Raw genomic sequence first — 26,381 nt, 5'->3', positions numbered from 1 at the left:
CGCATGACCACACTCCACAGCGAGCACACGGCGCCATTGGACCGGCCGTTCCCGCCGGAGGCGGTCCGCGAGGAACTGGCGAAGGCCGACCACCGAGCGGGCCTTACCCTGGCCACCCTCGGCGCGACCCTGACCGCCCTCCTCACCGCGATCACCGCCGGCGTCATCACCCCCACCCAGTACGCGACGATCCCCCAACTCCTCCTCTGGACCGGCTGCGCGGCCTGCGCCCCGTCCCTGGTCCTCCTCAGCCTGGCGAGAAGGCCCCACCCGGCCACGACCGCCGGATCCCCACCCCAGCTCCTGACCCACACCGCCTCCACCAAGCGCCGCCGCACCTGCCAGGCGATGGCGTGGGGTGTGGTTTTCCTGGCCCTCACTGTGGCGGGGACGCTCGCCGGGCTGCTGTCCTAGCGCCGAACGGGCCACACACCGGGCGTTGAAAACGAACCGGCACCAGTCCATCTACTCGCCGGTATTACGGCCGGTCGTCTCCGTAAGGAACGCCCGTTCGGTCAATTCAGGCTCGGACGCGAGAAATCAGGCCACATCTCTTCCCGTCTGTTTGCCGGAGCACGCCCCGACGGCAGCATGGTCAGGCTTGAACGGCGCGGTGCGCCGCGGAGTGAGACCGTCGGAGGTGCTGGTGAATCACGCGTGGCCGCCGTCCACCTTTCTTGGCCGGTTGCGGAATACGACACGCGAAGAACTTATGAGGCAGGGCACCTCGATCACCTATCCGCCGCATCGCGCGCTGCTCCAGCAGGGCGACGAGAGCCGGCACGTCCTGCTGATCACGAGTGGTGTCGTCAAGGTCGTCGCCAGCGCGGAGAGCGGCTACGACATGCTGCTCGCCGTCCGCATAGCGGGGGACCTGGTGGGTGAGATGGCGGCCTTCGAGGATCGCCCGCGGTCCGGCACGGTGATCGCGTGCAGCGACGTGACCGCGCGGATCATCCAGGTGCGGGCGCTGGAGACCTTCCTCGGCCGCCACCCGGACGCCATGCGGGCCATCCTCCACATGCTGTCCGCCCGGCTGCGCTGGGCCAACCGGCGACGGGTCGACTTCCAGGCCTACGACTCCCTCACCCGTCTGGCCCGCGTCCTGGCCGAGTTGAGTCAGGCCTATGCCCAGCCCGTTCCGGACGGCGACGGCCGGCGGTGTGACCTCGGGGTGACGCTCACCCAGAGGGAACTCGCCTCGCTGGCCGGTCTGAAGCTCAACACGGCCGAAAAGAGCCTGGCCGCACTGACAGCACAGGGACTGGTGGAACGCAGTTACCGAAACATAACCATCTGTGACGTCCCGAAACTGCTTGAATTCGCCAAAGTCGTGGCCGACAACCCGTATTAGTACGGGATCACCTCTCACCCCCTCTCCTAGCCTCTCGTGCAGCACTTCATGAGCGGTGTCCGCTCATGGCATGAGAGAGGAATGATCCGGTGGTGGAGTGGTCCGGTTTCTGTCCCTGCGCCTGCATAGCCGTGGACGCAGAGGCCTACGGTGGAAAGAACGACCGCAGACAGTCCCAGGCGCAGCATGATCTGCCGCGAATTCTCGACGCCGCCGCCAGGGGCGCCGGCCTGGACCGCGCACAGTGGCAGATCCAGCGCAAGGGTGACGAGCAGCTCGCGGTGCGTCCTCTGGACGGCACCGAGCCGCGTCTGGTCGACGACTACATTCGCCATCTCGTCGCCGAGCTGCGCGAATACAACTCCCAGCGGGTCCCCGAGGCCCGGATGCGGCTGCGGGCGGTCGTCCACCAGGGGCTGGTGGAGCTGGCCGACAACGGCTTCGCCGGCACGGCCGTGGTGGCCACCGCACGCCTGCTGACCGGGCGTCCGCTCTACGACGCCCTGTCCGCACACCCCGACGCCGACCTGGCGCTGTTGTTGTCCGACGACGTGTTCCGGTCCACCGTGGCGGGCGGACACACGACCCTGTCCACCGCGGACTTCACCCGCGTCACCGTGCGGGTGAAGGAGTACGAGGCCACGGCCTGGCTGTGGGTGCCCCCGCCGGCCGTAGCCTCCCGTGAGCCCGGGGCCGCGCAGCGGGGGAAGCACGCGGCCCCGGTGCCGGGGGAGCCCGCGGCGGGCCGGCCGGAGCCGGCCGCCGCGGGCGGACCGGCGATCAGCAACGCGTATCAGAGCGACCACCTCAACGTGACCAACATCGCCGGCCCGGTGGACGCCCGCGGGGCCGTCTTCGGCTTCGGGAGTGCCGGTGGCTGACGGCACGGACGCGGACGGCGGACTGGACGTTCCACCCGTCGCCGCCCCCGACGAGGACGCCGAGCCGACCCCTCCGGACGACACCGGCAGCGCACGGCAGGCCGGTGACGAGGGTGTGGGTCCGGACAAGCCCTCCGAACAGCGCGGGGAGCCGGACGAACGGCAGGAGGACGACCGCGGCTACGACGACCTCCGCCGCGTCCACCAGCTCGTCAACAACAACTTCTACGGCGTCGTCGACGCCGCCGGAGCGGCGTTCGGCTTCGGTGCCCCCTCGTCCCCGGGCCTCGCCCCCGGCACCATCGAGCCCGAGGAGGCGGACCGGGCCCTGCGGTTCCACCTGCCCCCACGGCCCTGCTTCGACGAGGCGCTCGGCAAGCTGCGCGAGAACGCGCTCGTGGTGCTGACCGGCCAGGACAGCTGCGGCCGGGGCGCGGGGGCGCTCGCCCTGCTCAGAGAGATCCTGGGGGACGACGCCAGGCTGCGCAGCCTCTCACCCGCCAACGCCCTCGCCGACCTCGCCGCGTCACAGGACCTCAGGCGAGGGCAGGGGTACGTCATCCTCGACTACGTCGGGGAGCCGGCCCACCACGCCGTGCAGGCCTACGACATCAGGCGGCTGAGCGAGGAACTGGGCCGCAAGGGGTCGTACCTGGTGATCACGGCGGGCGACACGACCCGCCGGCGACTGGCGCTGCGGGACCACTGCGTGCCGTGGCGGGCCCCGGACCCCGTGGAGCTGTTCGGCCACTGCCGGAGACAGCTGCCGGACCCGGGCCTCACGCCGGACACCGAACGGGAACTGGAGCAGCGCGTCAGCGAGCAGAGGCGGCCGAGGGACGTCGTCGAGGCGGCCCTGGCCCTGTCCCGGGACGGTGCGGACAGGGCACTGGACATCCTGCGGGACACGTGCCGGGAGCGGGTCGAGGAGTGGTTCCGCGGCAAACCGTCCGCGGACGACCTGCTCCCGCTCGCCGCACTGGCCTTCCTGGAAGGCATCCCCGAGCGGACGTTCGAGAAGGAGTGCGCCGCCCTCGCCGCCCAGGTGCGCAACTGGGAGCAGAGCGGTGAGACCCCCGTCGCCGAGCCGGACGACGAGGCGGTGAAGCCGCCGGGCGGCGCCGTCGCCCGGCAGTCCCGGGCCCGGTGGAAGGAGCGGGCGGTCGAACTCGTGACCACCGAGCACCGCCCCGGGCCGGGCCGGGACGCCCGGCGCAGCGAACGGCGTCTGGTCTTCACCTCACCGCGCGTCCGGGAGCTCGTCATCGCGGAGCTGCACGACCTGTACGGCTACGAGCTGTGGTACCCGCTGCGCCTGTGGCTGGGCGATCTCGCCCTGAACGGCGACCTGGACACCCGTACCGAAGTGGCCCGCGGCGTCGCGCTCCTGGCCCGACACGCCCTCGTCGAGGTCGACGAGAACCTGCTGAAGGTGTGGTCCGAAGGGCTCACCAACCAGCGGGTCACCGCCGCGCTGACGCTCCAGTTCATGTGCGACGTCGAGCACTTGGCGTCGCAGGCCCTGAACATCGTCCTGAGCTGGACGGACAACAGTGGCCAGGGCCGTGCCGTGACGGCGGCCATGGCACTGACGGGCCGCCTGGGCTCCCTCTACCGTCTGGAGGCGCTCAACCAGTTGTGGTTCCTGAGCCTGCGCGGGGAGCGGGTCGCGTTCTCGGCCCGCCGCTCGCTGGTCCTGCTGCTGCAGACCGCCGAACACGACCCCGAAGGCGCCCTGTTCATCCTCCGGTACGTGCGGACCGTGATCGTGAGGTCGGCGCAGGGCTCGCGGGAGCGGTCGGTCGCGCTGCGGATCAGCGTCCAGCTCCTGGAGGCCGTCCGGCTGGAGACCGCCGAGCCCGTCACCGCGGCCCTCCTGCGCACCGTCCCGGACAGCGCCCGCCACCTCGGCTCCCTGTGGGCCGACGTTCTGCACAGCGGCAACCGGAGCCGGGCGGTGAGCGCGCTGTGCCGGACGCTGGTGCAGCTGCGGGACGACCCGTCCGTCACCGGCGCCGTGCACGAACTGGGTGAGGCCATGCGCAAGACCATGACGGCACGCCAGTGGGCCGCGCTGTGCCACCACCTGTCCATCGCCCTGAAGCACCCCGACTACGCGATCCCCGGTGCCCGCCAACTGGCGCAGGTGCTCCTCGGCTCACTGCGCGGCCGGCCGCCGGCGGGCCCCCGGCGCTCCGCCGCCTCCCTCATATCCACCCCTCCCTTCCCTTCCGCACAAGGAGGCCGAAGCAAGTGAACTACCCGGTCATCGCCGAGCACATCCTGGCCACGGTCCAGGGCACCTGGTGGTCTCGGCGCCGCCGCCGCGAGGACGTGCCGCCGCTGCCGCCCGGCGCGGTCCACGTCTTCAGGGTCGGCGGGAACTACCGCACGTTCCCCGAGGGCATGGTGTTCGACGCGTCCCACCCGGACGTGCTCGACGCCTCCTCGGTCAGCCTGGTCGACACCCGGGCCCGTCTGGTCGAGGTGGAGCGCACGCTCCCGTCGGTGAGCGAGGCGGACAACTTCACGGTGCGGGCGGCCTTCACCTGCCAGGTGACCGACCCGACCGTCATCGCCCGGCAGGGCATCATCGACGTCACCGTGCCGCTGCGCGCCTACCTGATGGGCGACGCCGACCTGCCGAGGGTGAGCGCCGGACACCGCGTCGAGGAGGTCAACGCCGTACGGACCGAGGTCAGTCACCGTATGACCGCCTACAGCGCGATCGTGCCGCCGCGGGTCGCGGGCATGAGCGTGGAGTTCGTCAGCGCCGAGGTGCACGCCTCGGACGATCTGCGCGACTGGGAGCAGAAGGTGCGCGACGAGCGGCGCGCCTGGGAACTCCAGCGGGGTCAGCGCGACTTCGAGACCGAGGACGCCCGGCGCATCGCGGAACTGCTCTCCCAGGGATCCGACCACGTGGACGCCTTCGGCATCGCCCGGCAGGAGATCGACGTCACGCAGGCGGCCGCCCGCATCCACCGGCTCACCGATGAGGAGTCGGCCCGCCGCCACACGGCCGAGACGTCCGACCGGGCCCACGCGCAGGCGCGGGAGACGGCGGAGGCACAGATCCGCCGCGACATGCTGCTGACGCTGCTGCGGCAGATGGGAACCAGCGAGTACGTCGACTACCACCAGGTCCTGGACCAGGTCCTGCGGGAGACGGGCGGCCAGGCGGTGTCCGGCATCGCCGCCGCCGACACCGCCCGCATGGTGGAGTCGGGCCAGGGACGCCCGGCCCGCCCGGCAGCCGGCCGGGGCGGATCGCACGAAGCGCAGGGCGGTTTCGTCAGGGACGAGGACGATCTCGTTGACTGACTTCCTCACGGACCCTGTGACGAACCCCGGTCCGCCGGACGGCACGAGAACCGGCGACGCGACCGCCTCCCGTCCCGAGGCCCGCCGAGCCGCGTCGCGTGGCACCGGGGCGGAGCCCCCGGCTCGCAGCACGGGGAACCGGCCCCGGGTCCGCACCACCCGCCGCCCCGTCGACCTCGACGCCGCACGACGGTTGCGTGCCCTCACCGGTGTCGACGAGGAACTGCTGGCCAGGGTCAGGTACGAGCGGAGCAAGTACACGGCCCTCGGCGGGGTGGTGCTCGGCACCTCCGTCATAGCGGCGTTCTCCATGTGGAACTTCGCCACCGAGGCACTCGGCAGGGTCTCCCTCGTGGCCCTGGTCCCGACGGTCATCTGGATGCTGTTCGTCCTCAACCTCGACCGCTGGCTGGTCACGCCCCAGCCGAACGCCCGCCGACGGGCCGGCCCCCTCGTCACGCGCCTGCTGATCGCGCTCCTGCTCGGTGTGGTGATCGCGGAGCCGCTGGTGCTGCGCATCTTCCAGACGGCCATCGAGGAACGCGTGGCGGACGAACGCACGGATGCCGTCGACCGGTTGCGCACGAACCTCGTCCGCTGCAACCCCGTACCGTCCACGACGCGGCCCGTCACGCCCCAGGGCTGCGACGGGACGTACGTCCTCTCCTTCGGCGCGACGCCGGGTGAACGGGGCGAGGAACTGGCCGCCCTGCGCTCGGACGCCGCGACCCTGCAGAAGCGAGTGGACCGGGACACCTCCAGGCTGGAGGCCATCGACTCCGAGGTGCGGGACGAGTGCCGCAGGCTGGTCCGCATGGCCGCGAGCGGCCTGTACCAGCGGACCTCCGAGTGCCTGCGCCTGCGCGACAAGGCACAGGACTACCGGACCACTCACCGCACGAGCGAGAACGAGAAGCGCCTCACCGGCATGAACAACCGCATCTCGAAGATCGAGGGCGAGCTGACCTCGTCGCGCGGGGCGTTTCTCAAGGCTCGCGCCGACGGCATCGAGCGGCGGCTGGAGGAGGAGCGCGCCAAGCAGAAGGAGATCGGCGTCCTGGAACGGATCCGGGCGCTCGACGAACTGGCCGCCGGCAACGCGGTGCTGTTCGTGGGCATCTGGCTGGTCCGCCTGCTGTTCGTTCTCCTCGACATGCTCCCCGTGCTGGTGAAGTACCTGAGCGGGGACACCGCGTACGACCGGATGCTCAGCAGCGAGAGCAACAGCGCGGTCAAGATCCACGGCGAGGAGGTCCGGCTCGCCGAGCGCCGGGCCATGGCGGACCTCGAGATCGCCCAGGACGCCATCGAACAGGACGTCCGGCGTCACCGCGCCGAGTCGGAGGCGGAGTCCAGGGAGCACACGGCGGCGATGAACATCCGGGTCAGGCAGGCCGTGAACGCGCTGGAGGACGAGATCCGCCGGTCGTCGACGGTCTGACGCACCCGCCCGCACTACGGCCGCCCCGCACGCCGGGGCGGCCGCCCCGGCACCGACGGAAAGGAGGAGGGACACATGACCCCACCCGGAGGCGATGCAGGCCCGGACCCCGACACCGGGGCCGGCCGAGGGGCGGAACTCGCCAGAATCCTGCTGGCCGAGGTTCGTGAGGAGCTGGTGAGAGCCGACAACAAGGCCGGTCTGATGCTGGCGTCCCTCGGCGCGGCCCTGACCGCCCTGCTCGGCGCGATCGGCAGCGGCGTGATCGCCCCGCGGTTGTACGCACCGGTCGCGCAGTTCCTCCTCTGGGCGGGCTGCGCCGCCTGCGTGCCGGCACTCGTCCTGCTGGGCCTGGCCGTGACCCCGCGGCTGGGAAACCCCCGACATCTCCGATCCCACTACTTCGGCGACGCGACGCTGGCGATGTCGGTCGCCCACCTGGAACGGACGGTCCGCCACACCGACCCGGTCTCCCGGGATCTGAGCCAACTGGCCATCCTGTCCCAGACCGCCTGGACCAAATACCGCTGCATACGCCACGCACTGGCGTGGGGCACGGCCTTCGTCACACTCACGCTGCTGGGCATAGTGACAGGAGCGTCGACGTAGCCGGACATCCACAGAGACCCGAAAGGGGCCTGATCCACTCTTGGGTTCTAGGAGTCGTTGCAACACCCCAGTTCAAGGGGTGCGATGGACTTCGAGATCCGTAAGGACCGGACGAAGCCTCAGGGCAGAAAGAAGCTCACCCGGGAGCGGGAGGCATACTCCCGGCTCATGCGGCAGGGTGTGAGCAACCGGGAAGCATGCCGGATCGTCGGGATCGACGTGCGGACCGGCCAGAAGTGGCGCAACGGGCGTCACGCATACGGAAACCGGAAGGCGCTGCCACCGATCAACGCGATGGCAGCGCCTTCCGGGCCGTCTCGGTACCTGGGTGAGGCGGACCGCACCTCCGCCGCGGCAGTCCTCTACTCGGCCTGGCGCCAGGGTGGAGGCACGCCGCCGTCACAGGGCTCCGGGGGACGGCGTGGCGCTGACTCTGCTGCCGCTTCCGACTCCGGAGCGGTGTCCGAGTCGGGAACCGACTCAGGCCGGGGCCTTCGGGACAGGCTGGCTCCCAGAGCCCGGCATGGCGCCGACGTGCCTACGTCCGACGTGACAGGTCGTCCACCAGAAGGTCGAGAGTGGCCTCCTCATGGAGTGCGACGCCGAGGGCGGTCATGGCAGGAGCGAGGTCCGGCTCCCAGTCCGCGTTGACCGGCTGGCCGTCGAGCGCCAGTTGTGGGATGCCCTCGGCCTGGCTGCGAGCGGCCAGGTGCTCGTAATCCGCGGTGCCCATGCGCCACGGCTGGGCTTCGTAGCGGCGGATGACCCGGTTGGCGAGAGCGATCCCCGGCCAGTCGAAGTCGCCGTGGTACGCGAAGCGGCAGCCCGTGACAGCGAGGGCGTCGAGGAGTGTGAAGACCACCGTGGCGGCGCTGCCGGACGTGCACACCAGGGGCTGGACGCATGCCGCGTCCGCTGCGGCTTCGACCACACGTGGGTTTTCACAGATGTGGATGAGTGTTCCGGCGGGGAGTTGCAGACACAGGGAGCGCAGGTCGCGCGGCGTCAAGTGTGCTTCGGCGTGATGCTCGGCCCGCTCACGTAGGGCACGCTCCCGCCAGCCCTCGCCGGCGGGGCGCAGCCCATAGGTCAGCACCGTGCTGGAGACCTCGTCCGGCGTGACGGACACCAGCCGCCACAGTGCGCGTCGACCGGCAGCGTCGTCGGGGAACTCGGTGCCGTGGGCGAGGGCGACACCGCGTTGGACGAGGCGGGCGAGCCAGGTGCCGTCGTCGAGGCCGTGCGCGGAGCCGGTCGCCATGGCGGCGAGTTCTCCCCGGCCGAGTGTCCCGCCCCGCTCGGGTTCGAGGAGAGTGGTGAGGACTTGGACCGCCTGCTGGAGTGTCCATACCGCTGTTTCGGGCGTCACTCCTCGCGGAACGCCGGACCGGCGCAGTAGGTCGTACCACTGCCGGGGCCATTCCTGGTCGGCGAGCGGGGAGGCGTCCAGTGACGAAGCGAGGGACGACCACACCTGCTCCCGCCGTGCCGTCGCGTCCGCGCGGGCGGCACGGCGGTCGGTGAGGGGCGGGCCGAGTTCCTCCAGGGTCTGCCTGAGTCCGAGTCCGGCGGCCGAGGCGCGCAGCCGTGCGTCGAGCACGTCGAGCCGTACGGTCACGGCGGCACCGGTGACGGGTTTGCCCAGCAGGAGGGACAGGTCGTTGCGTTCTTGGGGGTTCGTCGCGGTGAGCCGGAGGGAGCCGGTGGCCTGTACACCGTTGCTCTCCAGTCGTTTGCGTACGCTCTCCCAGAGCCGGGTGAGCCCGGGACCCGTCAGCCATTCGCGCGTCGCGGTGGGCAGTGCGCTCACACGGACACCAGACGCCGGTGGCGGCCGTTCCAGGTGTAGTGCAGGGTGGCCACGCCTCGGACGTGGGGATCGCGGAAGCACTCGTAGATGTGCAGGGACGGAACCTCGGGCCAGTTACCCATGAGTCGCTCGCTGGTGAGGACGAAGTCGAGATCGAGGTCGACGAGGATACGGCCCAGTCGGCCATGGGTGGGTTCGTCAACCTTCGCGAAGGCGTCGTCCAGGAGGATCAGCCGTGGCGCGTGCGGCGCCGATTCGGCGAGGCTGGTGAAGTGGGCGGCAGCCGCGGCGAAGAGCACGAGGTAGGAGAGCACCCGCTGTTCGCCCTGGCTGAGACCGGTCCGGCCGGTCAATTTCCTACGGCGGCCCGGAGCTGCGTCCTCGACCACGAAGGTGTGGAAGCGGAACCAGTCGCGGTAGTCCAGCGCGGTCCGCAGATGGGCGGCGTAACCGGCTGAAGGATCGGCGCGTCGGGCGTCCTCGATCCGGCGTTGCAGGACTTCGCGGAGCCGCTCGGTCTCGTCGCGTGTCCGGAGGCTCGACGGGCTGCGCAGCAGGTCCACGGCTGCCCGGACGTCCGCGTCCACGTCTTCGTCCAGCTTCCACAGCAGCTCGACGCCGAGACCGTGGGAGGTGCGCACGGTCCGCAGGGTGTCGTTGAGAGCCGCGACCAGGTTCGCCGCGGTGATGACCTGTGTCGAGAGATGGTCGCCGAGCTCGCCGGTCAGGAACCGCTGGAACACCTCGCGTTCGCGTTCGGTGAGCCGTCCTCGGGCCTCCGCGGCCTGGACTGCGATCCGCTCGCCCACGGCCGCGACGTCATGAGACCCGTGGTCGTCGACCAGGCGGCACACTTTGATCCCGTCGCGTTCCTCCAGCTGTGCGTCGTATCCGCCGGCCAGTTGGTCGCGCAGCGCGGTGTGCCGGATGAGCAGGGCGCTGTCCGACACCTCGCCCCTCGGACGGCCGAGGGCCTGTTCCACGGCGTCGGCGAGGGCCCGCAGCGCTCGCAGACGGCTGCGAACGTCCACGTTGGGATCGTCCGACACGTACTCGGGCAGCGAGGACCGGTCAAGGCCGGCGCCGAGCACCACCTCCGGTCGGCCGAGAGCACCGCGAAGAGCGCTGCCGGTGTCGATGACCTCCGTCTCCTGGTCCGCCAGGGTCCCGCGCAGACGCTTCTCGTCCTCTTCCGCCCGCACGCGCAGGTCGTGGAGGTCGTCGCGGGCTCGTTGTGCCCCAGGCAAGGCCCGGACGGCGTTCGCAATGCGCTGCTTGGTCTCTTGCTCGCGGGTGAGGATCTCCTCCTCGGACGACCCGATGGCCTCCTCGCGGGTCCGCAGGTCCTGCTCCGCGGTGCGCAGTCCGGTGAGATGGACCCGGTAGCTCTCCTCCGCGGCCAGGCGATCCTCACGGGCACGCTCGTACCGTTCGGCATCCGTCTGATTCGCGCCGAGCCGCTCGCCCGTGCCGCCGACTGCCCTGCGTAGATGTCCCACACCGCTGAGCAGGGCAGCCAGCGCGGTGCGTACGCGGTCCAATGCGTCAGGGGTGCCGGGGAGGTCGTGGGCGGTCGCGGTGGCGTCCGCCTCGGCACGCGCCGACACCGCGAGAGCGCGGGCCTCCTCGGCCTGCCGTGCCGCCTGGATCGCCTTGACGGTCAGGTCACGCAGGGCCTTGTCGGCTGATTCGACCCTGCTCCATGCGTTCGCGAGAATTTGCGCCCGGGGGAAGTCTCGTTCCGCGAGTGTGAGAGCCCGACGCATGGCATCGGCTACGGCGAGTTCCTCGCGTACGCCGGCGAGCCGCTGTTCCGTCTGCGCGATCTGCTCCTCCAGCTCGGCGAGGATGCGCCGCCGGGTCTCGGCGCGTACGGCGGCCCCCACGTACTCGGTGTCGCCCTTGTCGTGACGGCCGCTGAGCACGCCCAGACGCCAACTGCCGTCGTAGTAAACCGCGTTGTGTGTGGCGGCCTGCGCTGCCGGTGTGAGCGCGATCGCGGCCAGCAGACCCTCCACGCGCTCAGACGTCACACCGCACCCCGGTTCAGGGGCCGGGCGCAGGGCCGAAGCGAGAGTCGGTCCGTCGGACAGGGCGGGACCGGGCTGGAGGACGGTGTCCCGGGTGCGAGGGTCGAGAAGGACGCCGTCCGCGCTTACCCACGCGTCAAGGATTCCGCTCGCTTCCAGCGCCCCTTCGAGACCGGCCCGGTCGACCGGTGCCAGGTCGTCCGCGAAGCCCACGAGCCGGTAGAAGGGGGCTCCGCTGCCCGGCGTCCTCTCGGCGACGCGATGGTGCGGGGCCGACGGCTCAGGGTCGGTACGTTGTTCCCAGTCCCGTTTCTGCTCCGTCAGGCGGTCGAGTTCCTCATCGAGTCGGCCGACGCTGAGCGCCAGTGCGTCCCGGCGTCCGGTGAGTTCCTCGCCGTACGGTTCGAGTGCGGCCTGAGCGGTTCGCCATGCCTGGCTGTCGATGTCGGGCGGCAGCGTGCGGTCCGCGAACGGTGCGTCGGGGGAGGTCTCGTGGCGGACCGTGGAATGGACGGCGTCCAGCGGCGGGCAGTCGGGCCCCAGCACGGTCCGCGTGTGCGCTGTCCACTCGGCGACACTGCCCGCATAGACGCTGCTCTCCTCGGCCACGTTCTGGCGGCTGACGTCGAGACGGCCGGCGGCCTCTTCCGCCTCGCCCTCCAGCCGTTCCCGCTCGGCATCGGCCTGAGTCGCTCCGGCGCGGGCCGCATCCGCCCGCGAGATGAGGCGGGTCACTTCCTGGACCATCCGGGCCCGGTTCTTCGCGACCGCCTCCGCGTCCTCCAGCTGGTTCTGCCAGGAGCGCAGTCCTTCCCGGGTGGTGGCTGTGTCCGCGCGAGCTGCCGACCGGTGCCGAACGGTGCGCGTCTCCCCGTCCGGAGTCGTCAACTCCTTCTCGGTGGACGGGGACAGGACGGTGCGTGGCAGAGCCACCGCCTCGCCGAGATGACCGGTGGGGAGCCCGGCTTTCTCCGCCTGCGTCAGCAGCTCCCGGTGTTCGGTTCCCAGCTCGGCCAACCGACTCCCCAGGTGTTCGACCCCTTCGGCCAGCCGCTCCGCCGTACTCTCCTCCGCGTCGTGCGCGTTGCGCAGGGTGGTGAACGCGGCCACGGCGGCGGTATGCAGCGCCTCCACCGTGCCGCGGCGCTCCGACAGTTCGTGCAGGCTGCGGTAGGCGTGACTGGCGTGCAGGGCGGCGAGATCGGTCCTGGCTGCCTGTTCCTCCTCGCGCAGGGTCTCGAGCCGGCCCTCCGACTCCTCCTCCTGCGTCCGCAGGTCGCTCGTCCGCTGTGCGGCGTCTCCGGCCGCCCGGCGCCGCTGCGCGAGGACACCCAGCTCGTGACTGACTCGCTGCGCGGAGGCGCGCAGGACTCCGGCCAGGTAGCCGCGGTAACTGGCGAGGAACGTGCGCAGTGCCGTGTCGGTGCGTTCCAGGCGGCCGAGTTCGTCCCGTACGGCGTCGAGGTCGTGCAGGTTGCGTGCCACCTTCTCGACCACGTCCTCGTCGAGCCCCGGCAGGGTCTCGCTCAGCAGGGAGGCCAGGCCCCCGTGCTCGATGCGGTCCCCGACCGTGGGGCGCCGCAGCCTGTGGAGGAGCTGCGTGAGGTTGCGGTAGCGCGTCGCGTCGGTGATGCCGAACAGGTCCCGGGCCACCCGGGAGCGGTGCATGACGGCACGCTCGGTCGTGTTGTCGGATCCGACGATCTCCTTGAGCCGGTCGACCGGCAGCGGCCTTCCGCCCTCGACCAGGTGCAGATCCTCGCCGATCCGTAGCGGAGTGACGAAGAACGTCGGCAGCGCCTTCTGCGTCGACTTCGAGGCACGGATGGCGACACCGAGCGTCAGGAAACGGTGGCCGCCGTCTTCGGCCGTGCCCTGGAACTCCACCCACAGGTACCCGAGACGATTGGTTTGCTCGAACCCGTCCAGCATCAGCCAGGGGAGCGTGGTGCGGCCGGTGCCGGTCGCGTCCAGCGCCCGGGAGTCGCCGTCCAGAAGATACGGGAGCAGCATCTCCAGGGCCTTGGACTTGCCCGCGCCGTTCTTGCCGCGCAGGAGCAGCCGTCCGTCGCCGAAGGAGAACTCCTGAGCGTCGTACTGCCAGACGTTCTGGATGCCTGCCCGGTGCAGTCGGAAGCGGGTGCCGGTGGTCGTCGCGGGGGCGGTGTTTGCCGCGGGGCCGGAACGCGGCAGCGGAACGAGGCCACGCGCTTCGGTGGTCATAGCGGCAACTCCTCTTGCACATCGGTTCCTTGGCGAGCTTTGGCAGCCGGGCGCACGGTCACGAGGGTGGCGTAGCGCGCCGCCGCGGCCAGCAGCACCCAGCCGTCGCCGCCGGGCCGTGCGCCATGGACATCGGTCACCGTGCGTCCTTCCGGCGCCTCCTTGACGTACCCCTCCGGCAGCCCTTCTCCCTCGGCGCGCAGTCGCCCGGTGCGGGCCATCAGCCGCATGCGGACCAGCAGGTCCAGCACGGCCTCCCGCAGGGAGGGAAGGTCCTCCAGGTAGCCGCGCTGCCAGTTGCTGCGCTGCCCGTACTCGGCGATGAGCTCGGCGAGCACCTCGTCCACCAGGCCGTCCGGGACGGCCACCCCGATGACGAGCGTCCCGCCGGTCGCCGGATGCCCCGGTTCCTGCGGCCGAAGCCGTTCCACGAGCCGTTCCACCAACAGCAGCGCGGCCTGTGCGACGGTTCCGGTGCCCGGCAGGTGCAGATCCGTCAGCTCTTCCTCGGGGTCCACCAGGGCCACGCCCTCGGCGCGGATCTCCATCTCCAGACCCAGGAGTTCGGAGAAAGCCTGGGCTTCCCGGCGCTGCCGGGTGCGCAGCCAGTCGCGCTCGGCGTCAGTCAGCTCGTCGAGATGGACGACCGGTGTCTCTACGAGCATCCGGCGCACATAGGTGCGCGGCCCGCTGAACCCCGGGTCCGCCGCCCGCCGAACCAGGTCGGCGCCGTCCCGGGCCTGCGCGAGCGGGCCGGCGACGACCACGCGTGCCAGCTCCCGGTCCACCGTGATCAGGGCTTCTCCGCCCGCCTCCTGCGCGATCGCGGCCACCTGGCCCTCGGTCTCGATGAGGACATTCCACTCGACGAGCTGGCGCAGAGCCGCCACCAGGGTCCGCTTCTCGGCCGCCCGGCCCGTCTCCTCCAGCTCGATCCCCGTGTCGGCGGCAGCGGCCCTGATGTCGGCGACCAGGTGCGACAGCAGCATCTGCTCGGGCGCGGTGACCAGCACGGACAGGGCCAGCGCGAGGCAGGCGTACGTGTGCGGGGTGAAGGGCGTGCCGGTGGAGCGCTCCAGCCGGTGACCCGATCCCGTCCCCAGCCCCGCCTTGAACAGCCGGGCGAAGGAGCTGTCGACCAGCAGGCGGTAGCCGAGCACCTGCTGGAACCGTTTGCCCAGCCAGTCGGCGTGCCTGCGGATCAGTGGGAATAGGTCGGCATGGGGGCCGTTGGACGCGATCAGGGGGTGTGCGAGCAGCAGTCGGGCGGCGGTACGGCGTTCGGCCGCCAGGGCCACGTCGTGAGTCGAGGGAAGGGTCATGACACGCTCACCTCAGCCTCGCCGTCGACAACGCCTTCACCGTCGATCGCGGTGGCGATACGGCTGATGTCCAGCTCCAGGTCGTCCAGCAGCAGGTCACCGTCGGCCGAGTACAGCACCGTCCGCGCGCCCGCCGTCCGGAGCACGGTGAGCCGGATGCCCAGTTCGGCGTCCTCGCTGCGCGCCGAGTCGAGGCTGAAGCCCTCAGGCCCCGCACCGTCCGTATCGGCGAGTCGCCTGAGCTGAGCGTTTCCGAGTGCCGTGGCCAGTAGTTCCAAGAGCAGCCCGAGTGCCGCCGAGGTGAGTCGTACGTCGGTGAACCGACCCGACGCACTGCGTAGTTCGTCCGCCGCCGCTGTCCTAGCCGCCGCCCGCTGCCGGGCGGCCTCCCGCAGCCGCTCCTTCTGCGCGGAGTGGTCCTCCACCGCGGAGGCCCGGCCCCGCTGGGCACGGCTGCCCCTCTCCCGCAGGGCCACCGGCACCTCGACCACGGGACCGGTCCACCAGCTCGTGTAGGCGGGCACCACCTCGTCGGTGGCCGGGGGTATGCCCAGATGGCGGGCGCCGTACAGACCGAAAGCGGCGACGGCGATGTCGTGCGCGTCCTGCGGCGCCGCTTCCTCGAACCAGCGGGCCAGCCGCAGCAGATCCTTACGCCGGGACATCTCCCCGGTGGCCGACCGCAGCATCCGCTTGGCGTTGGCGAGCAGCGACTGCAACGCGCGCAACGTGGCGTCCCGCAGCTGGTCGACCTGGCTGCCCTGACCGTCGGTGTCACTGAACCAGCCGCGCAGGCCCTCCCAGTCCGCGAGCTCGCGGCCCCGGCTGCGCTGTACCCGGACCTCCAAGCGTCCTTCGCCCTGCGCCGACAGCCCGGTGAGCCCTTGGGCGTGGGCGTCCAGCCGATCCAGCAGAGCCGGGATGTGGGGCCACAGGGTGTCCAGTGCGGCCGAGATCCGGGGCGCGCGGAACGCCACGTCCTCCGTGATCGCCTCGACGTAGTCCAGGAGCAGCTCCTTGAAGCCCTGGTACTCGGCGCTGTCCAGGTCGTAGCGCGACAGCACCTGGCCGAGATAGGCGTAGAAGTCGCGTATGGAGTCCGCGAACTCGGTGAACTGCACGAACAGCGTGCCGATCCGCTCTAGTCCGTCCTGCGGCTCGATGCCGCCCGGCGCGGTCACGAGGCCGGCCAGCTCCCGCAGCCCGCGCTCGACCAGGGCCAGCAGTTCGTTGCTCACCTCGCGGGCGGCGTCGGCCTCGGCCAGGACCCCGTCGGCATCGCGCTGGATGCGTTCGCCCAGTTTCGACAGCTGGTAGCGCGAGCGGGAACGCTGGTACTCGCTGATGCTGGACGCCTTCACCGTGTGGCTGCTGCGCAACAGGTTTCCCCACTGCACAAGCTGTTCCAGCCGGACCGTGAGGGTGTCGGCGTCGAGCCCCGCGGCGGGACCACCGCCATGACGCAGCTTCGCCATGATGTCCGCCACGGCAAGATCCGCCAGCAGCGTGCCGCAGAAGACTCGCATGATCGCGACGTGCTCCAGCCGCTCGCGCGCGCTGAGGTACGTGTACGCGTCCAGACGCCGCCGAGCCTCCTCGTCGGCGTCCTGACCTGCACCGGATGCTGATGCCCCCATATCCGTGAGGTTACGCGGCGCAGCCGGGTGCCGCCGGTGAGTGGCCGAAAATGCCACGGACGTGTGCCAGGCCCCCTGAATGGGCCCTTCGGCTTCTGCGCTGAGTTGCTTCCAGGAGAATGGGGTACGTTCAGGCCCGTATCGGCAGGGGCGGAAGGAGGCGCGCGATGTCGTACGAACCCAAACTCGCCGCGGCTCTTTCCGGCGCCACGCTGCGCCAGCTGTCCCACTGGCGCCGAGCCTCCGGGCCCAAGGGCGCCGTGCTCGTGCCCGAGATCTCCAGCGAGAGGCCGATCCTCTACTCGTTCCGCGACGTTGTCGCACTCCGCATCTGTGTGCAGCTGCGCGAAGAGGCTTCGTTGCAGAAGATCCGCCGTGCCTTGAATACGCTCCGGGAAGACCTCGGCGAGTGGGAGCACCTCTCCTCGTACAAACTCGTCGCGGGTCCGGACACCATCTACCTGGCCGAGCCCGACCACGCCGTGGACCTGATCAAGGGGGGCAACGTGGTCATCCACCAGATGGTGGATGTTCTCGCGCCCTTCTACAAGGATGGCCGCAGTATTCCTGCCTTGCTCACCCCCCGTGAGCATGTCGCGGTCGACGAGTCGGTCCGAGGTGGCGAACCGGTCATCCAAGGCACCAGGATCCCCGCGTCAGATGTCGCAGCCCTCGTGAGGGACGGCGTCCCACCGGACCAGATCGCTGAGTTCTACCCAGGCGTGACGGCCGAGGCGGCCCGCGATGCGGCCGACTTCAGTGAGTACGTGGACAGCTATGGCAGCAGCGAGCCCCGGCAGGCCGTCGCTTGAAACTGTTGCTCGACGAGAACGTGCCCCGCCCGATGGCCGAGATCGTGCGCATCCTGCTGAAGGCGCATGAAGTCGTCCACGTCCACGATCTCAAGGGCTGGACGGGCACGAAGGACATCGAGCTGTACGCCAAGGCCAAGGCCGACGGCTTCGAGGTCGTCATCACCAACGACACCAAGCAGCTCAGCCGGCCCCTCGAAGTGGCGGCCATCGCACAGTCGGGCTTGCATCGCATCGAGTACCGCCAGAACAACAAACACGGTGGCCTGGTGGGCCTGGGCACGGCGATCGCCACCGTCTGCGCGGCCCTTCCCCACGCCCTGTCTGAACTCGAAGCAGCCAGCGGTCAGCGTCTCGTCGCCCTGACGTCGATCGACCCGACCCGGCAGAAGCGACTCCAGATCACGGACCCGGCCGTCACTCCGCCGAAGCATTGGCCGGGGCGTGATTCGGCCGCCAAGCCCTGACACCTCGACACACGAGGGCTCCCAGCCGACAACACATTGCAAGCGGGACCAGGGAATGACTCGGTGTCGCTGACTGGGCTTCGTGTCATCAGGGCTCACTGCCGAGCTCTTCCTGGAGCTCGGCGATGCGCCGTTGGGTCGCCGCCGCATTCTTCTGCTGACGGGTCAGCTTCGCCTTGGCGGCTGCCAGGTCCCGTGCGAGCCGCTCTCGGTCGGCTACTGCGCGCTCACGGGTGGTCCCGTCGTCGCGGTAGGCGGGCCCTACCCGCTCACTGCTCACTAGTCCGCGACGTTCTCCGCATTCTGGGCAGTCGACGACGCGGGTGGAAACGCGGCTGTTCTCGCGATGCTGAATGTAGGGCACCACGTGGTCGCAACGGAGAGTGAGATCCCAAGTATCGAGGTCTTTCTTGCTCTCCTCCCGTGAAGGCCAGGATGCCAATCCCCTCGCAGCGTGGAGACGATCTATGCGGCCAGTCCCTCGGCGAGGGTGGCCCGGTACTCGCGTTCATAGTCGATCGGGCTTTTGAACCCGCACACGCTGTGTAGCCGCCTGGTGTTGTAGAAGTCGGTGATCCAGGTGGCGATCTTGATGCGTGCCTCGGTGCGGGTGCGGAAGGTGTGGACTTCCTTCGTGATCACGCCGTGCCTTGGGGGGGCGTCGATGTTCCGCATGCGCTTGGCGATCCGAAGGATTGCTGGTGCTGGGATGACGACGCCTGGGCGCAGGAGCCGAGCAGCGACACGTGACGGCGGTTCCCTCGGTGGAGCTGTGCAGGGGGACTGATCCCTCTTTCGGGTCCGGCTCCCAAATGGCTCCCAAGAGTGCGCCAGAAACCCAGAAGGGGCCCGACCCGCAAAGCGGATCAGGCCCCTGACCTGGTGTTTCAGCTGTCGGGGTGGCGGGATTTGAACCCACGACCTCTTCGTCCCGAACGAAGCGCGCTGCCAAGCTGCGCTACACCCCGATGTCGCTGCTGTCGCGGCGACGACGTTTACTTTAGCCCACCGGTGGCTAGAGACGAAATCCGGTTTTGCCGAGGTGGCGGAGCGGGTTCGGGCGGGTGTGGTCGAGAGCCACGAGGAGCACGGCCAGGGCGTAGAAGGAGAGGCCCAGGAGGAGGGCGTTGCCGAGGACGCGTTTGAAGCCGTCCTGGCCGACGTCCAGGAACGGGTAGAGATAGCGGTCCTGGGTGCCCGGGAGGAGCAGCTCGCCTCGGACGAGGCAGAAGGCCAGGTAGGCCAGGGGGTAGAGGAGCCAGGTGCTGGCCTGGCGGAGGTGCAGGCGGCCGGGGGACGTGAGCAGGAGCCAGTCCAGTACCGCTGTTATCGGGGTCACCGTGTACAGCAGGCCGTGGGAGAGGGCCTGCCAGCCTGTCGGGGCGGCTGCCTCGCCCGTGAGGGAGAAGGGGCTCGCCTGGTTCGCCAGCAGCAGGTGGTGCACCAGGGCCGCGATGACGACGTAGAGCAGCGTCGCGCCCAGCAGGGCACCGGGCAAGGGGCGACGGGCCGTCCACGCGCGGCGGGCGGAGAGGGTCATGACCAGCGCCAGCAGCATGTTGCTCTGGATCGCGAAGTGGCTGAGGGCCCGGGACGGGTCGCCGAGGAGCAGCTCCAGCGTCACGCCCGCGGCCGCCACGAGGGCGACCAGCAGGCGGTAGGCCGCGGCCGCGGGGCGGCGGACCGGGGTGACGACGGCCGTGGCGGGCACGGGGGTGGGCTTCAGTGCCGACGGGGACGGGATCGCGGGGAGGTCCGGGATGTCCCGGGGTATCGGGGCGGTCATGCCCTCACGCTGGCAGGAACGGACAAAGGGGGCGATCTGGGCGGGGCCGTGTGGGGTACCCGGCCGGGCCCCCTCGCGCAATCTCTGGTGTCCGCCCGTCGGGTCGGCCCGGGCTCCTTCGTCTACCTCCGCTGGTGCCCGCGCGCTTCCCTTCGGGCCCGCGCGCTACCCCGTGGGGATCGTCGCCTGGCCTCAGCCCCTCGCACCACCCCGTGGGGATCGTCGCCTGGCCTCGGGCCCTCGCGCCACTCCGTGGAGGATCGCCGCGCTACCCCCACGGATCGTCCCCCTACCCCCGTAGGACCCGTAGACCCGTAGAACCCGTCGCGCTTCCGCTCGACCCCTCGCCCGCCCTACCTCCCCACGTCCTCACGCTCGACCAGCGTCAGCAACGTGGCCTCCGGAGGGCAGGCGAACCGTACGGGTGTGTAGCGGTTCGTGCCGCAGCCCGCCGAGACGTGGAGGTATGACGTGCGACCTTCCGCCGTGTGCGTGGACAGGCCCTTCACCCGGTCCGTGTCGAGGTCGCAGTTGGTGACCAGGGCGCCGTAGAAGGGGATGCACAGCTGGCCGCCGTGGGTGTGGCCGGCCAGGATCAGGGGGTAGGCGTCGGCTGTGAAGGCGTTCAGGGTGCGCAGGTACGGGGCGTGCACGACGCCCATCGAGAAGTCCGCCGCCTCGGAGGGGCCGCCCGCCACCCGCGCGTAGCGGTCCCGCTTGATGTGCGGGTCGTCCAGGCCCGTGAGCTCCACCGAAACGCCCTCGAGCTTGAGCTCGCCGCGCGCGTTCGTCAGGTTCAGCCAGCCCGCCGCGTCGAAACCGTCGCGCAGGTCCTCCCACGGGTTGTGCACCACGCCCTCGGCCGGCGCGTTGCCGTTGAGCCCGTGGCGGCCCTGGGCCTTCTCGAGCAGGTAGCGGGCGGGGTTGCGCAGTTTGGGGCCGTAGTAGTCGTTGGAGCCGAAGACGTAGGCGCCGGGGAACTCCATCAGAGGTCCGAGCGCGTCCATGACCTCCGGCACGCCCTCCGGGTCGGAGAGGTTGTCGCCCGTGTTGATCACGAAGTCGGGGCGCAGACCCGCCAGGGACCGCAGCCAGCGCTGCTTCTTGCGCTGCCCGCCGACCATGTGGATGTCGGAGACCTGCAGCACACGCAGGGGGCGCATTCCCGGAGGCAGGACCGGGACGGTGACCCGGCGGAGGCGGAAGGAGCGGGCCTCGAAGCCCGCGGCGTACAACAGACCGGCGGCACCAGCCGCCGTGATTCCCAGGGGGACTCCGTATCGCGCGCGCATACGACCATCGTGTCAGATGCAGGCCGTTGCCCGTGCCCGGCCGTTGCCCGTGCCCGGCTGCTGCCCGTGCCCGGGCGCCGCCCGAAATCCTTGACGGCACCGGGGCTTTCGGTGGCCGCCGCGCAAATCGAGGGGCGCCGCTCGTCCCGCACCTGCGACAATCGACCCCATGACCACGCTCAAGTCGAAGCTGCAGGAAGACCTCAACGTTGCGATCAAGGAGCGCGACGAGCTCCGCTCCTCGACGCTCCGGCTGACGCTCGCCGCGATCACCAAGGAGGAGGTCGCGGGCAAGGAGAAGCGCGAGCTCTCCGACGACGAGGTCCAGAAGGTGATCACCCGGGAGGCGAAGAAGCGGCGCGAGGCGGCCGACGCCTTCGCGCAGGGTGGTCGTGCCGAGCAGGCCGAGCGGGAGAAGGCGGAGGGCGAGGTGCTCGCCACCTACCTGCCGCAGCAGCTGTCCGACGAGCAGCTCCAGGAGATCGTCGCCCAGGCCGTCGAGGAGGCCAAGGCGGCCGGTGCCGAGGGGCCGCGGGCCATGGGCGCGGTCATGAAGATCGTGAACCCGAAGGTGGCGGGCCAGGCCGAGGGCGGCCGTGTCGCCGCCGCGGTGAAGAAGCTGCTGGCCGGCTGATCTCTCAGCCGGACGAAGACGGCCCCCCTTCCGCCCCGCACGCACGGGGAGGAAGGGGGGCCGTTCTGTCACTGCCGCGGCTCAGCCGAACCGGCCGCCGTTGCCGTTCCCGCCGTTGCCCTGGCCCCGGAAGAAGCCCTCCGGGATGGAGAACGAAGGCGTGGGCTCGCCGCCGCCGCCTCCGCCGTTGTTGCCGCCGACCAGGCCGCCGATGAAGCCGTCGTTGTCGCCGTTGCCCCCGTCGTCGCGGCCGCCGCCCCCGTCCTCGCGGTCACCGTCGCCGCGGTCCCGCGGCCTGCTGTCGGGGATGTGGACGTCGTTGAAGTCCTCGACGGGCTTGCCCTCCAGTGCGCCGGACATCATGTCGCGCCAGATCGGGCCGGGAACCTCGCCACCGAAGACCTTGCTGTGCGGCCGGCCGCCGATGGTGATGCCGATCATCTTCCGCTTGTGCGCGGGGTCGCCGACCCACACGGCACCGGCCATGTTCGGCGTGTAGCCCACGAACCAGGCCGCGTAGCGCTCGTCCGTCGTACCGGTCTTACCGGCGCTGGGGCGGCTGCCGAGACCGGCCTTCTTACCCGTACCGTCGTCGACGACGCCCTTCAGCAGGGTGTTGATGGTGTCGGCCGTGTCCTCCGACATCGCGCGCGAGCAGGTCGACTTCGGGACCTTGAACGACGTGGTCTTGTCGCCGACGCGCCGGTTGACCGACTCGATGGCGACCGGCGTGCAGTACATGCCGCGCGAGGCGAAGGTCGCGTACGCGTTCGCCATGGTCAGCGGGGACATCTCCTGGGTGCCCAGGGCGATGGAGGGCACCTGCGGCATCTTGTCGCCGTCGGCCCGCACGACGCCCATTTTCTTCGCCATCGTCGTCACCGGGCAGATGCCGATGTCGCTGATCATCTGCACGTAGTAGGTGTTGACCGACTTGGCGGTCGCCTCCCGCATGTCGTAGGGGCCGACCTCGGAGGAGTTCTCGTTCTCGAGCTTGGCCGGGTCGTCGGGGTCGTTCACCCACCGCTTGCCGTCGCAGGCCGAGACCGGGCTCGGGTACGGCATCCGGTACGGCGAGGAGTAGACCTTGTTCGCCGGCATGCCGTCCTCGAGGGCGGCGGCGGCCACGATCGGCTTGAACGTCGAACCGGGCTGGTAACCCATGCCGCCGCCCATGTCGCCGTCGACGGACAGGTTGAGGGTCGTCTCGCCCTTCTTGGTGTTCACGCCGTAGGGACGCGACTGGCCCATGGCGAGGATCTTGCCGGTACCGGGCTGGACGAGGGTGGCGGCGGTGGCCACGTCGTCGCTCTGGTAGACGTGATCCTTGATGGAGGCCTGCGCCGCCTTCTGGGCCTGCGGGTCCAAGGTCGTGCGGATGGTGAGACCGCCTTGGTTCCAGATCTTCGCGCGCTTCTCCTTGGTCTTGCCGAAGACCGGGTCGTTCAGGAAGACCTCGCGCACGTAGTCGCAGAAGAAGCCGGCGCCCTTGACGGCGGTGATGCAGCCGTTCTTGTGCTTGCTGACCTTCAGGCCGAGCGGTGCCTTCATCGCCTCGGCGGCCCGCGCCTTGGAGATGTCTCCGACGGCCGCCATGCGCTGCAGCACGGTGTTGCGGCGCTTGGTGGCCTCCGCCTCGTCGTTCACCGGGTCGTACCGGCTGGGCGACTGGACGATGCCGGCGAGCAGGGCCGACTGCTCCAGGCTGAGGTCCTTGGCGGACCTGGAGAAGTAGCGCTGGGCGGCGGCCTCGACACCGTAGGCCTGCTGGCCGAAGAACGTGATGTTCAGGTAGTTCTCGAGGATCTTCTTCTTGCCCAGCTCCTCCTCGACCTGGATCGCGTACTTGAGTTCGCGGATCTTGCGGCCGATCGTCTGCTGGGTGGCCTGTGCGACCTTGGTCGGGTCGTCGCCCGCCTCCTCGACGAAGACGTTCTTCACGTACTGCTGCGTCAGGGTGGAGGCGCCCTCGGAGACCTCGCCGGTCTGGGCGTTCTTGTTGAGGGCGCGCAGGACGCCCTTCAGGTCGACCGCGCCGTGCTGGTAGAAGCGCGAGTCCTCGATGGCGACGATCGCCTTCTGCATGTACGGCGAGATGTCCTTGAGGGGGACCACCGTGCGGTCGCGTGAGTAGACCGTGGCGATGGGGCCGCCGTCGGCGTCGAGGATGGTGGTGCGCTGACTCAGCGGCGGTGCCTTCATGGTGGCCGGGAGATCGTCGAAGCTTTCGACCGATCCCTTGGCCGCCAGTCCCAGCGCGCCCACCGCCGGGAGCGCGATGCCGGCCAGCACGGCCCCCGCGAGGACGCTGACACCGAGGAACTTGGCGGCCTGCTGCGTGGGAGACAGACCACCGCCCGAACGCTTTTTTGGCATGAGGGCAGCCTACGTTCTCATTCGCCGGACAGGCGTATAGGCCTTGGCCTAAGCTGCTCTCAACTGTCACAGCAGCGAGGTCACGTATCAATACGTCCGGCGACCCCGAATCGTTCCGGGTGTTCCCTAACTTTTTTGGTGGGGCCGTGTCCGAATCCGCCTCGTGTGTCATGCGGCGTCCGTTGTGACGCAACTGAACTGTCCCGGTTTGTCGGGAAGGTTGCATATGTCGCCAGCTCACTCCCCCGGGTGATCTGCCGCTTACCCATAGTCCGTTCGGGCCATTCAAGATTGGGCCCGAAGGGGGTGTTGCGCTGTGCCCACCTTCCGTAACGTCCTCAACTGGCGGCGGTGAATATGCCGCTGCCGCCGTGGGGGAGCCTCGATTCGGGAGAGGACGGCGCCGGTATGGGCTGGGTAACCGACTGGAGTGCGCAGGCGGCCTGCCGCACTACCGATCCGGATGAACTGTTCGTTCAAGGAGCAGCGCAGAACAGGGCCAAGGCGGTGTGCACCGGATGCCCGGTGCGCACGGAGTGCCTGGCCGACGCGCTCGACAACCGCGTCGAGTTCGGCGTGTGGGGAGGCATGACGGAACGGGAGCGCCGCGCACTGCTGCGCAGGCGTCCCACCGTGACCTCCTGGCGTCGGCTCCTGGAGACGGCGCGCACGGAGTACGAGCGGGGGTGCGGTGTCATGCCCCTCGACGACGACGAGATCTACGAGAACTTCGCGGCGGTGAGCTGAGGATTCCGACTCCCCTCCGCGACCAGATCCAGGCGGCGGTGAGCTCAGGACTTCCCGCAGGGAGGGACTCCCCTCCGGGAGCTCCTCAGGTCCAGGTCCGAGGGCCCGTTGCCGGGCCCTTCGCCATCGACTGTGAGCCTCGCCATTGCCTGTGAGTCTTGCCACCTACTGCGAGCCTTCAGTCGTCGCTCACGGGCCCTACGCCCTCGCCGGGTTGCCCTCAGGCGCTCGCCTCGGGCGGTTCGGGCCGGTCGGCGGGGTCGGGAAGCTCGCGCTCGTCGGCCGCGAGCCGGTGGCCGATGGCGCGCAGTCCCGCGAGGTCGTGCACGTCGCCGGGCAGCGCGGCCACTTCCGTCACGGCCACCTCGGGGTGGAGCGCGGTGAAGCGGTCACGCGTGCGCTGCTCACGGGAGAGCAGCTGCATGCGATCGGCGTGCAGCCTCAACAGGCCGGCCGTGAGCTGGTCGACGGACCGCTCGGGGTCCTCCGCGTGCTCGGTAGCTTCGGCGTCTTCGGTGGGGGAGCCACCCTCGGGAGCCGATGCCGGAGCCTGAGCTGGTGTTCCGGGCGTGGGAGAGTCTGAACTGTTGTGTGTGTCGGGGGAGTTACGAAGTACTGCTTTCCCGCCCTCCTGATCCACAATGCGGGGCTCTTCAAGATTTTCCGCGGCGGCGAGCGCCCGCTCGGCCGACAACCGGTCGGCGCCGCTGCCGTGCACCCGGTTGAGCACCAGACCGGCGAGCGGCATGTCCTCCGCGGCCAGCCGCTCCACGAAGTAGGCGGCCTCGCGCAGCGCGTCCCGCTCCGGGGCCGCGACCACGAGGAACGCCGTGCCGGGCGCCTGGAGCAGCTTGTACGTGGCGTCCGCGCGGGTGCGGAAGCCGCCGAAGGTCGTGTCCATCGCCGACACGAACGTCTGGACGTCCTTGAGGAGCTGACCGCCGAGCAGCTTGCCGAGGGTGCCGGTCATCATCGACATCCCGACGTTCAGGAACTTCATCCCGGCGCGACCGCCCAGCTTCGCCGGTGCCGTCAGCAGCCGGATCAACCGGCCGTCCAGGAACGACCCGAGCCGCTTGGGCGCGTCCAGGAAGTCCAGCGCCGAGCGGGACGGCGGGGTGTCGACGATGATCAGGTCCCACTCGTCCCGGGCGCGCAGCTGCCCGAGCTTCTCCATCGCCATGTACTCCTGCGTGCCCGCGAAGCCCGCGGAGAGCGACTGGTAGAAGGGGTTGCCCAGGATGGCGGCCGCCCGCTCACCGTCCGCGTGCGCCTCGACGATCTCGTCGAAGGTGCGCTTCATGTCGAGCATCATCGCGTGCAGCTCGCCGCCCGCGGAGTCGTCGATGCCCTTCACCCGGCGCGGGGTGTTGTCCAGCGAGTCGATGCCCATGGACTGGGCGAGCCGGCGGGCCGGATCGATGGTCAGGACGACCACCTTGCGGCCCCGCTCGGCCGCGCGCAAACCCAGCGCCGCCGCGGTGGTGGTCTTGCCGACCCCGCCCGAGCCGCAGCAGACCACGATCCGGGTGGTGGGGTCCTCCAGCAGCGGATCGATGTCGAGCAGGTGTGCGGGGGCGAGGTGCGGGCGGGCCGGGTCGTGGGTGTGCGCCGGGTCCGGACGGCTCATGACATC

Annotated in this window: 21 protein-coding genes, 1 tRNA gene and 1 pseudogene; 12 read left to right on the top strand and 11 right to left on the bottom strand. The window is 70.2% G+C overall.

Going from position 1 to position 26,381, the window contains the following annotated elements:
• Positions 1 to 3 precede the first annotated feature (3 nt).
• The 8 genes and pseudogenes from QNO09_RS01080 to QNO09_RS39825 all read left to right on the top strand — a co-directional run.
• Complete coding sequence (locus QNO09_RS01080) at positions 4 to 414, top strand: Pycsar system effector family protein (RefSeq protein ID WP_283968083.1); 411 nt, start codon at positions 4 to 6, stop codon at positions 412 to 414.
• Between the two features lie 298 nt (positions 415 to 712).
• Positions 713 to 1,354, top strand: coding sequence for a Crp/Fnr family transcriptional regulator (locus tag QNO09_RS01075; protein WP_283968082.1), 642 nt, complete (start codon positions 713 to 715; stop codon positions 1,352 to 1,354).
• Between the two features lie 89 nt (positions 1,355 to 1,443).
• Positions 1,444 to 2,235 (top strand): hypothetical protein, encoded by a 792-nt coding sequence (locus tag QNO09_RS01070; protein WP_283968081.1) that lies wholly within the window; start codon positions 1,444 to 1,446, stop codon positions 2,233 to 2,235.
• Positions 2,228 to 4,492: a hypothetical protein gene (locus tag QNO09_RS01065; RefSeq protein ID WP_283968080.1), complete on the top strand. Its 2,265-nt coding sequence runs from the start codon at positions 2,228 to 2,230 to the stop codon at positions 4,490 to 4,492. Before QNO09_RS01070 ends, QNO09_RS01065 begins: the two co-directional genes overlap by 8 nt.
• The gene (locus QNO09_RS01060) at positions 4,489 to 5,559 is read left to right on the top strand and encodes a hypothetical protein (protein ID WP_283968079.1); all 1,071 of its coding nucleotides are present in this window, start codon (positions 4,489 to 4,491) and stop codon (positions 5,557 to 5,559) included. Before QNO09_RS01065 ends, QNO09_RS01060 begins: the two co-directional genes overlap by 4 nt.
• Positions 5,552 to 7,000, top strand: a complete 1,449-nt coding sequence (locus QNO09_RS01055) for a DUF4407 domain-containing protein (protein WP_283968078.1) — start codon at positions 5,552 to 5,554, stop codon at positions 6,998 to 7,000. The genes QNO09_RS01060 and QNO09_RS01055 overlap by 8 nt, the downstream gene beginning before the upstream one ends.
• 75 nt (positions 7,001 to 7,075) lie before the next feature.
• A complete protein-coding gene (locus QNO09_RS01050) occupies positions 7,076 to 7,609 on the top strand; it encodes a Pycsar system effector family protein (protein WP_283968077.1) in 534 nt (177 codons plus the stop codon).
• An 84-nt stretch (positions 7,610 to 7,693) separates the two neighbouring features.
• Positions 7,694 to 7,963 (top strand): annotated as a pseudogene (locus QNO09_RS39825) (helix-turn-helix domain-containing protein); the annotation flags it as partial.
• A gap of 184 nt (positions 7,964 to 8,147) precedes the next feature.
• On the opposite strand, the gene QNO09_RS01045 reads toward QNO09_RS39825, so the two are convergent.
• From QNO09_RS01045 to QNO09_RS01030, 4 genes are read right to left on the bottom strand one after another with little or no spacing between them, the layout of a single operon-like run.
• The gene (locus tag QNO09_RS01045; protein ID WP_283968076.1) at positions 8,148 to 9,419 is read right to left on the bottom strand and encodes a TIGR02679 family protein; all 1,272 of its coding nucleotides are present in this window, start codon (positions 9,417 to 9,419) and stop codon (positions 8,148 to 8,150) included.
• Positions 9,416 to 13,672 (bottom strand): TIGR02680 family protein, encoded by a 4,257-nt coding sequence (locus QNO09_RS01040; protein ID WP_283968075.1) that lies wholly within the window; start codon positions 13,670 to 13,672, stop codon positions 9,416 to 9,418. Before QNO09_RS01040 ends, QNO09_RS01045 begins: the two co-directional genes overlap by 4 nt.
• Positions 13,669 to 14,994, bottom strand: coding sequence for a TIGR02678 family protein (locus QNO09_RS01035; protein ID WP_283968074.1), 1,326 nt, complete (start codon positions 14,992 to 14,994; stop codon positions 13,669 to 13,671). Before QNO09_RS01035 ends, QNO09_RS01040 begins: the two co-directional genes overlap by 4 nt.
• Positions 14,991 to 16,631, bottom strand: coding sequence for a TIGR02677 family protein (locus QNO09_RS01030; protein WP_283968073.1), 1,641 nt, complete (start codon positions 16,629 to 16,631; stop codon positions 14,991 to 14,993). Before QNO09_RS01030 ends, QNO09_RS01035 begins: the two co-directional genes overlap by 4 nt.
• A 167-nt stretch (positions 16,632 to 16,798) precedes the next feature.
• Here QNO09_RS01030 and QNO09_RS01025 point away from each other — a divergent pair, with 167 nt between their 5' ends.
• Together QNO09_RS01025 and QNO09_RS01020 are read left to right on the top strand one after the other, a co-directional pair.
• Complete coding sequence (locus QNO09_RS01025; RefSeq protein ID WP_283968072.1) at positions 16,799 to 17,443, top strand: DUF433 domain-containing protein; 645 nt, start codon at positions 16,799 to 16,801, stop codon at positions 17,441 to 17,443.
• Positions 17,440 to 17,910, top strand: coding sequence for a DUF5615 family PIN-like protein (locus QNO09_RS01020; RefSeq protein ID WP_283968071.1), 471 nt, complete (start codon positions 17,440 to 17,442; stop codon positions 17,908 to 17,910). The genes QNO09_RS01025 and QNO09_RS01020 overlap by 4 nt, the downstream gene beginning before the upstream one ends.
• Before the next feature lie 88 nt (positions 17,911 to 17,998).
• Here QNO09_RS01020 and QNO09_RS01015 read toward each other — a convergent pair whose 3' ends face one another.
• The 5 genes from QNO09_RS01015 to QNO09_RS00995 all read right to left on the bottom strand — a co-directional run bounded on the left by QNO09_RS01015 (position 17,999) and on the right by QNO09_RS00995 (position 20,988).
• A complete protein-coding gene (locus QNO09_RS01015) occupies positions 17,999 to 18,190 on the bottom strand; it encodes a hypothetical protein (RefSeq protein ID WP_283968070.1) in 192 nt (63 codons plus the stop codon).
• Between the two features lie 185 nt (positions 18,191 to 18,375).
• Positions 18,376 to 18,552: a hypothetical protein gene (locus tag QNO09_RS01010; protein ID WP_283968069.1), complete on the bottom strand. Its 177-nt coding sequence runs from the start codon at positions 18,550 to 18,552 to the stop codon at positions 18,376 to 18,378.
• Positions 18,553 to 18,804: 252 nt separating this feature from the next.
• A tRNA-Pro gene (locus QNO09_RS01005) sits at positions 18,805 to 18,878 on the bottom strand.
• A gap of 47 nt (positions 18,879 to 18,925) precedes the next feature.
• Positions 18,926 to 19,696: a Pr6Pr family membrane protein gene (locus QNO09_RS01000; protein ID WP_283968068.1), complete on the bottom strand. Its 771-nt coding sequence runs from the start codon at positions 19,694 to 19,696 to the stop codon at positions 18,926 to 18,928.
• A gap of 353 nt (positions 19,697 to 20,049) precedes the next feature.
• Positions 20,050 to 20,988 (bottom strand): metallophosphoesterase, encoded by a 939-nt coding sequence (locus QNO09_RS00995; protein ID WP_283968067.1) that lies wholly within the window; start codon positions 20,986 to 20,988, stop codon positions 20,050 to 20,052.
• Positions 20,989 to 21,157: 169 nt separating this feature from the next.
• Between QNO09_RS00995 and QNO09_RS00990 the strand changes: the two genes are divergently transcribed.
• Entirely contained in the window at positions 21,158 to 21,622 is a 465-nt protein-coding gene (locus QNO09_RS00990) for a GatB/YqeY domain-containing protein (protein WP_031105819.1), read from the top strand.
• Between the two features lie 81 nt (positions 21,623 to 21,703).
• Here QNO09_RS00990 and QNO09_RS00985 read toward each other — a convergent pair whose 3' ends face one another.
• Positions 21,704 to 23,998 carry a transglycosylase domain-containing protein gene (locus QNO09_RS00985; RefSeq protein ID WP_283968066.1) on the bottom strand — a complete coding sequence of 765 codons (2,295 nt, stop codon included), beginning with the start codon at positions 23,996 to 23,998 and terminating at the stop codon, positions 21,704 to 21,706.
• A 408-nt stretch (positions 23,999 to 24,406) separates the two neighbouring features.
• Here QNO09_RS00985 and wblA point away from each other — a divergent pair, with 408 nt between their 5' ends.
• Positions 24,407 to 24,745, top strand: a complete 339-nt coding sequence (gene wblA / locus QNO09_RS00980) for a transcriptional regulator WblA (protein WP_283968065.1) — start codon at positions 24,407 to 24,409, stop codon at positions 24,743 to 24,745.
• Between the two features lie 220 nt (positions 24,746 to 24,965).
• Here the strand turns inward: wblA and bagB are convergent, their stop codons facing one another.
• The gene (bagB, locus tag QNO09_RS00975; protein ID WP_283968064.1) at positions 24,966 to 26,375 is read right to left on the bottom strand and encodes an ATPase BagB; all 1,410 of its coding nucleotides are present in this window, start codon (positions 26,373 to 26,375) and stop codon (positions 24,966 to 24,968) included.
• Positions 26,376 to 26,381 lie beyond the last annotated feature (6 nt).

The sequence above is a fragment of the Streptomyces sp. 378 genome, assembly GCF_030124145.1.
Classification (GTDB): domain Bacteria; phylum Actinomycetota; class Actinomycetes; order Streptomycetales; family Streptomycetaceae; genus Streptomyces.
Note: the sequence above shows the minus strand (reverse complement) of the source record. Positions and strands in the feature narration are given on the sequence as shown.

Excerpts from the sequence above, each read along its gene's own strand:
- QNO09_RS00985 (WP_283968066.1), bottom strand. The coding sequence starts at position 23,998 with ATGCCAAAAAAGCGTTCGGGCGGTGGTCTGTCTCCCACGCAGCAGGCC.
- QNO09_RS01080 (WP_283968083.1), top strand. The coding sequence starts at position 4 with ATGACCACACTCCACAGCGAGCACACGGCGCCATTGGACCGGCCGTTC.
- QNO09_RS00995 (WP_283968067.1), bottom strand. The coding sequence starts at position 20,988 with ATGCGCGCGCGATACGGAGTCCCCCTGGGAATCACGGCGGCTGGTGCC.
- QNO09_RS01025 (WP_283968072.1), top strand. The coding sequence starts at position 16,799 with ATGTCGTACGAACCCAAACTCGCCGCGGCTCTTTCCGGCGCCACGCTG.
- QNO09_RS01000 (WP_283968068.1), bottom strand. The coding sequence starts at position 19,696 with ATGACCGCCCCGATACCCCGGGACATCCCGGACCTCCCCGCGATCCCG.
- QNO09_RS01075 (WP_283968082.1), top strand. The coding sequence starts at position 713 with ATGAGGCAGGGCACCTCGATCACCTATCCGCCGCATCGCGCGCTGCTC.
- QNO09_RS01040 (WP_283968075.1), bottom strand. The coding sequence starts at position 13,672 with ATGACCACCGAAGCGCGTGGCCTCGTTCCGCTGCCGCGTTCCGGCCCC.
- bagB (WP_283968064.1), bottom strand. The coding sequence starts at position 26,375 with ATGAGCCGTCCGGACCCGGCGCACACCCACGACCCGGCCCGCCCGCAC.
- QNO09_RS01050 (WP_283968077.1), top strand. The coding sequence starts at position 7,076 with ATGACCCCACCCGGAGGCGATGCAGGCCCGGACCCCGACACCGGGGCC.
- QNO09_RS01035 (WP_283968074.1), bottom strand. The coding sequence starts at position 14,994 with ATGACCCTTCCCTCGACTCACGACGTGGCCCTGGCGGCCGAACGCCGT.
- QNO09_RS00990 (WP_031105819.1), top strand. The coding sequence starts at position 21,158 with ATGACCACGCTCAAGTCGAAGCTGCAGGAAGACCTCAACGTTGCGATC.
- wblA (WP_283968065.1), top strand. The coding sequence starts at position 24,407 with ATGGGCTGGGTAACCGACTGGAGTGCGCAGGCGGCCTGCCGCACTACC.
- QNO09_RS01030 (WP_283968073.1), bottom strand. The coding sequence starts at position 16,631 with ATGGGGGCATCAGCATCCGGTGCAGGTCAGGACGCCGACGAGGAGGCT.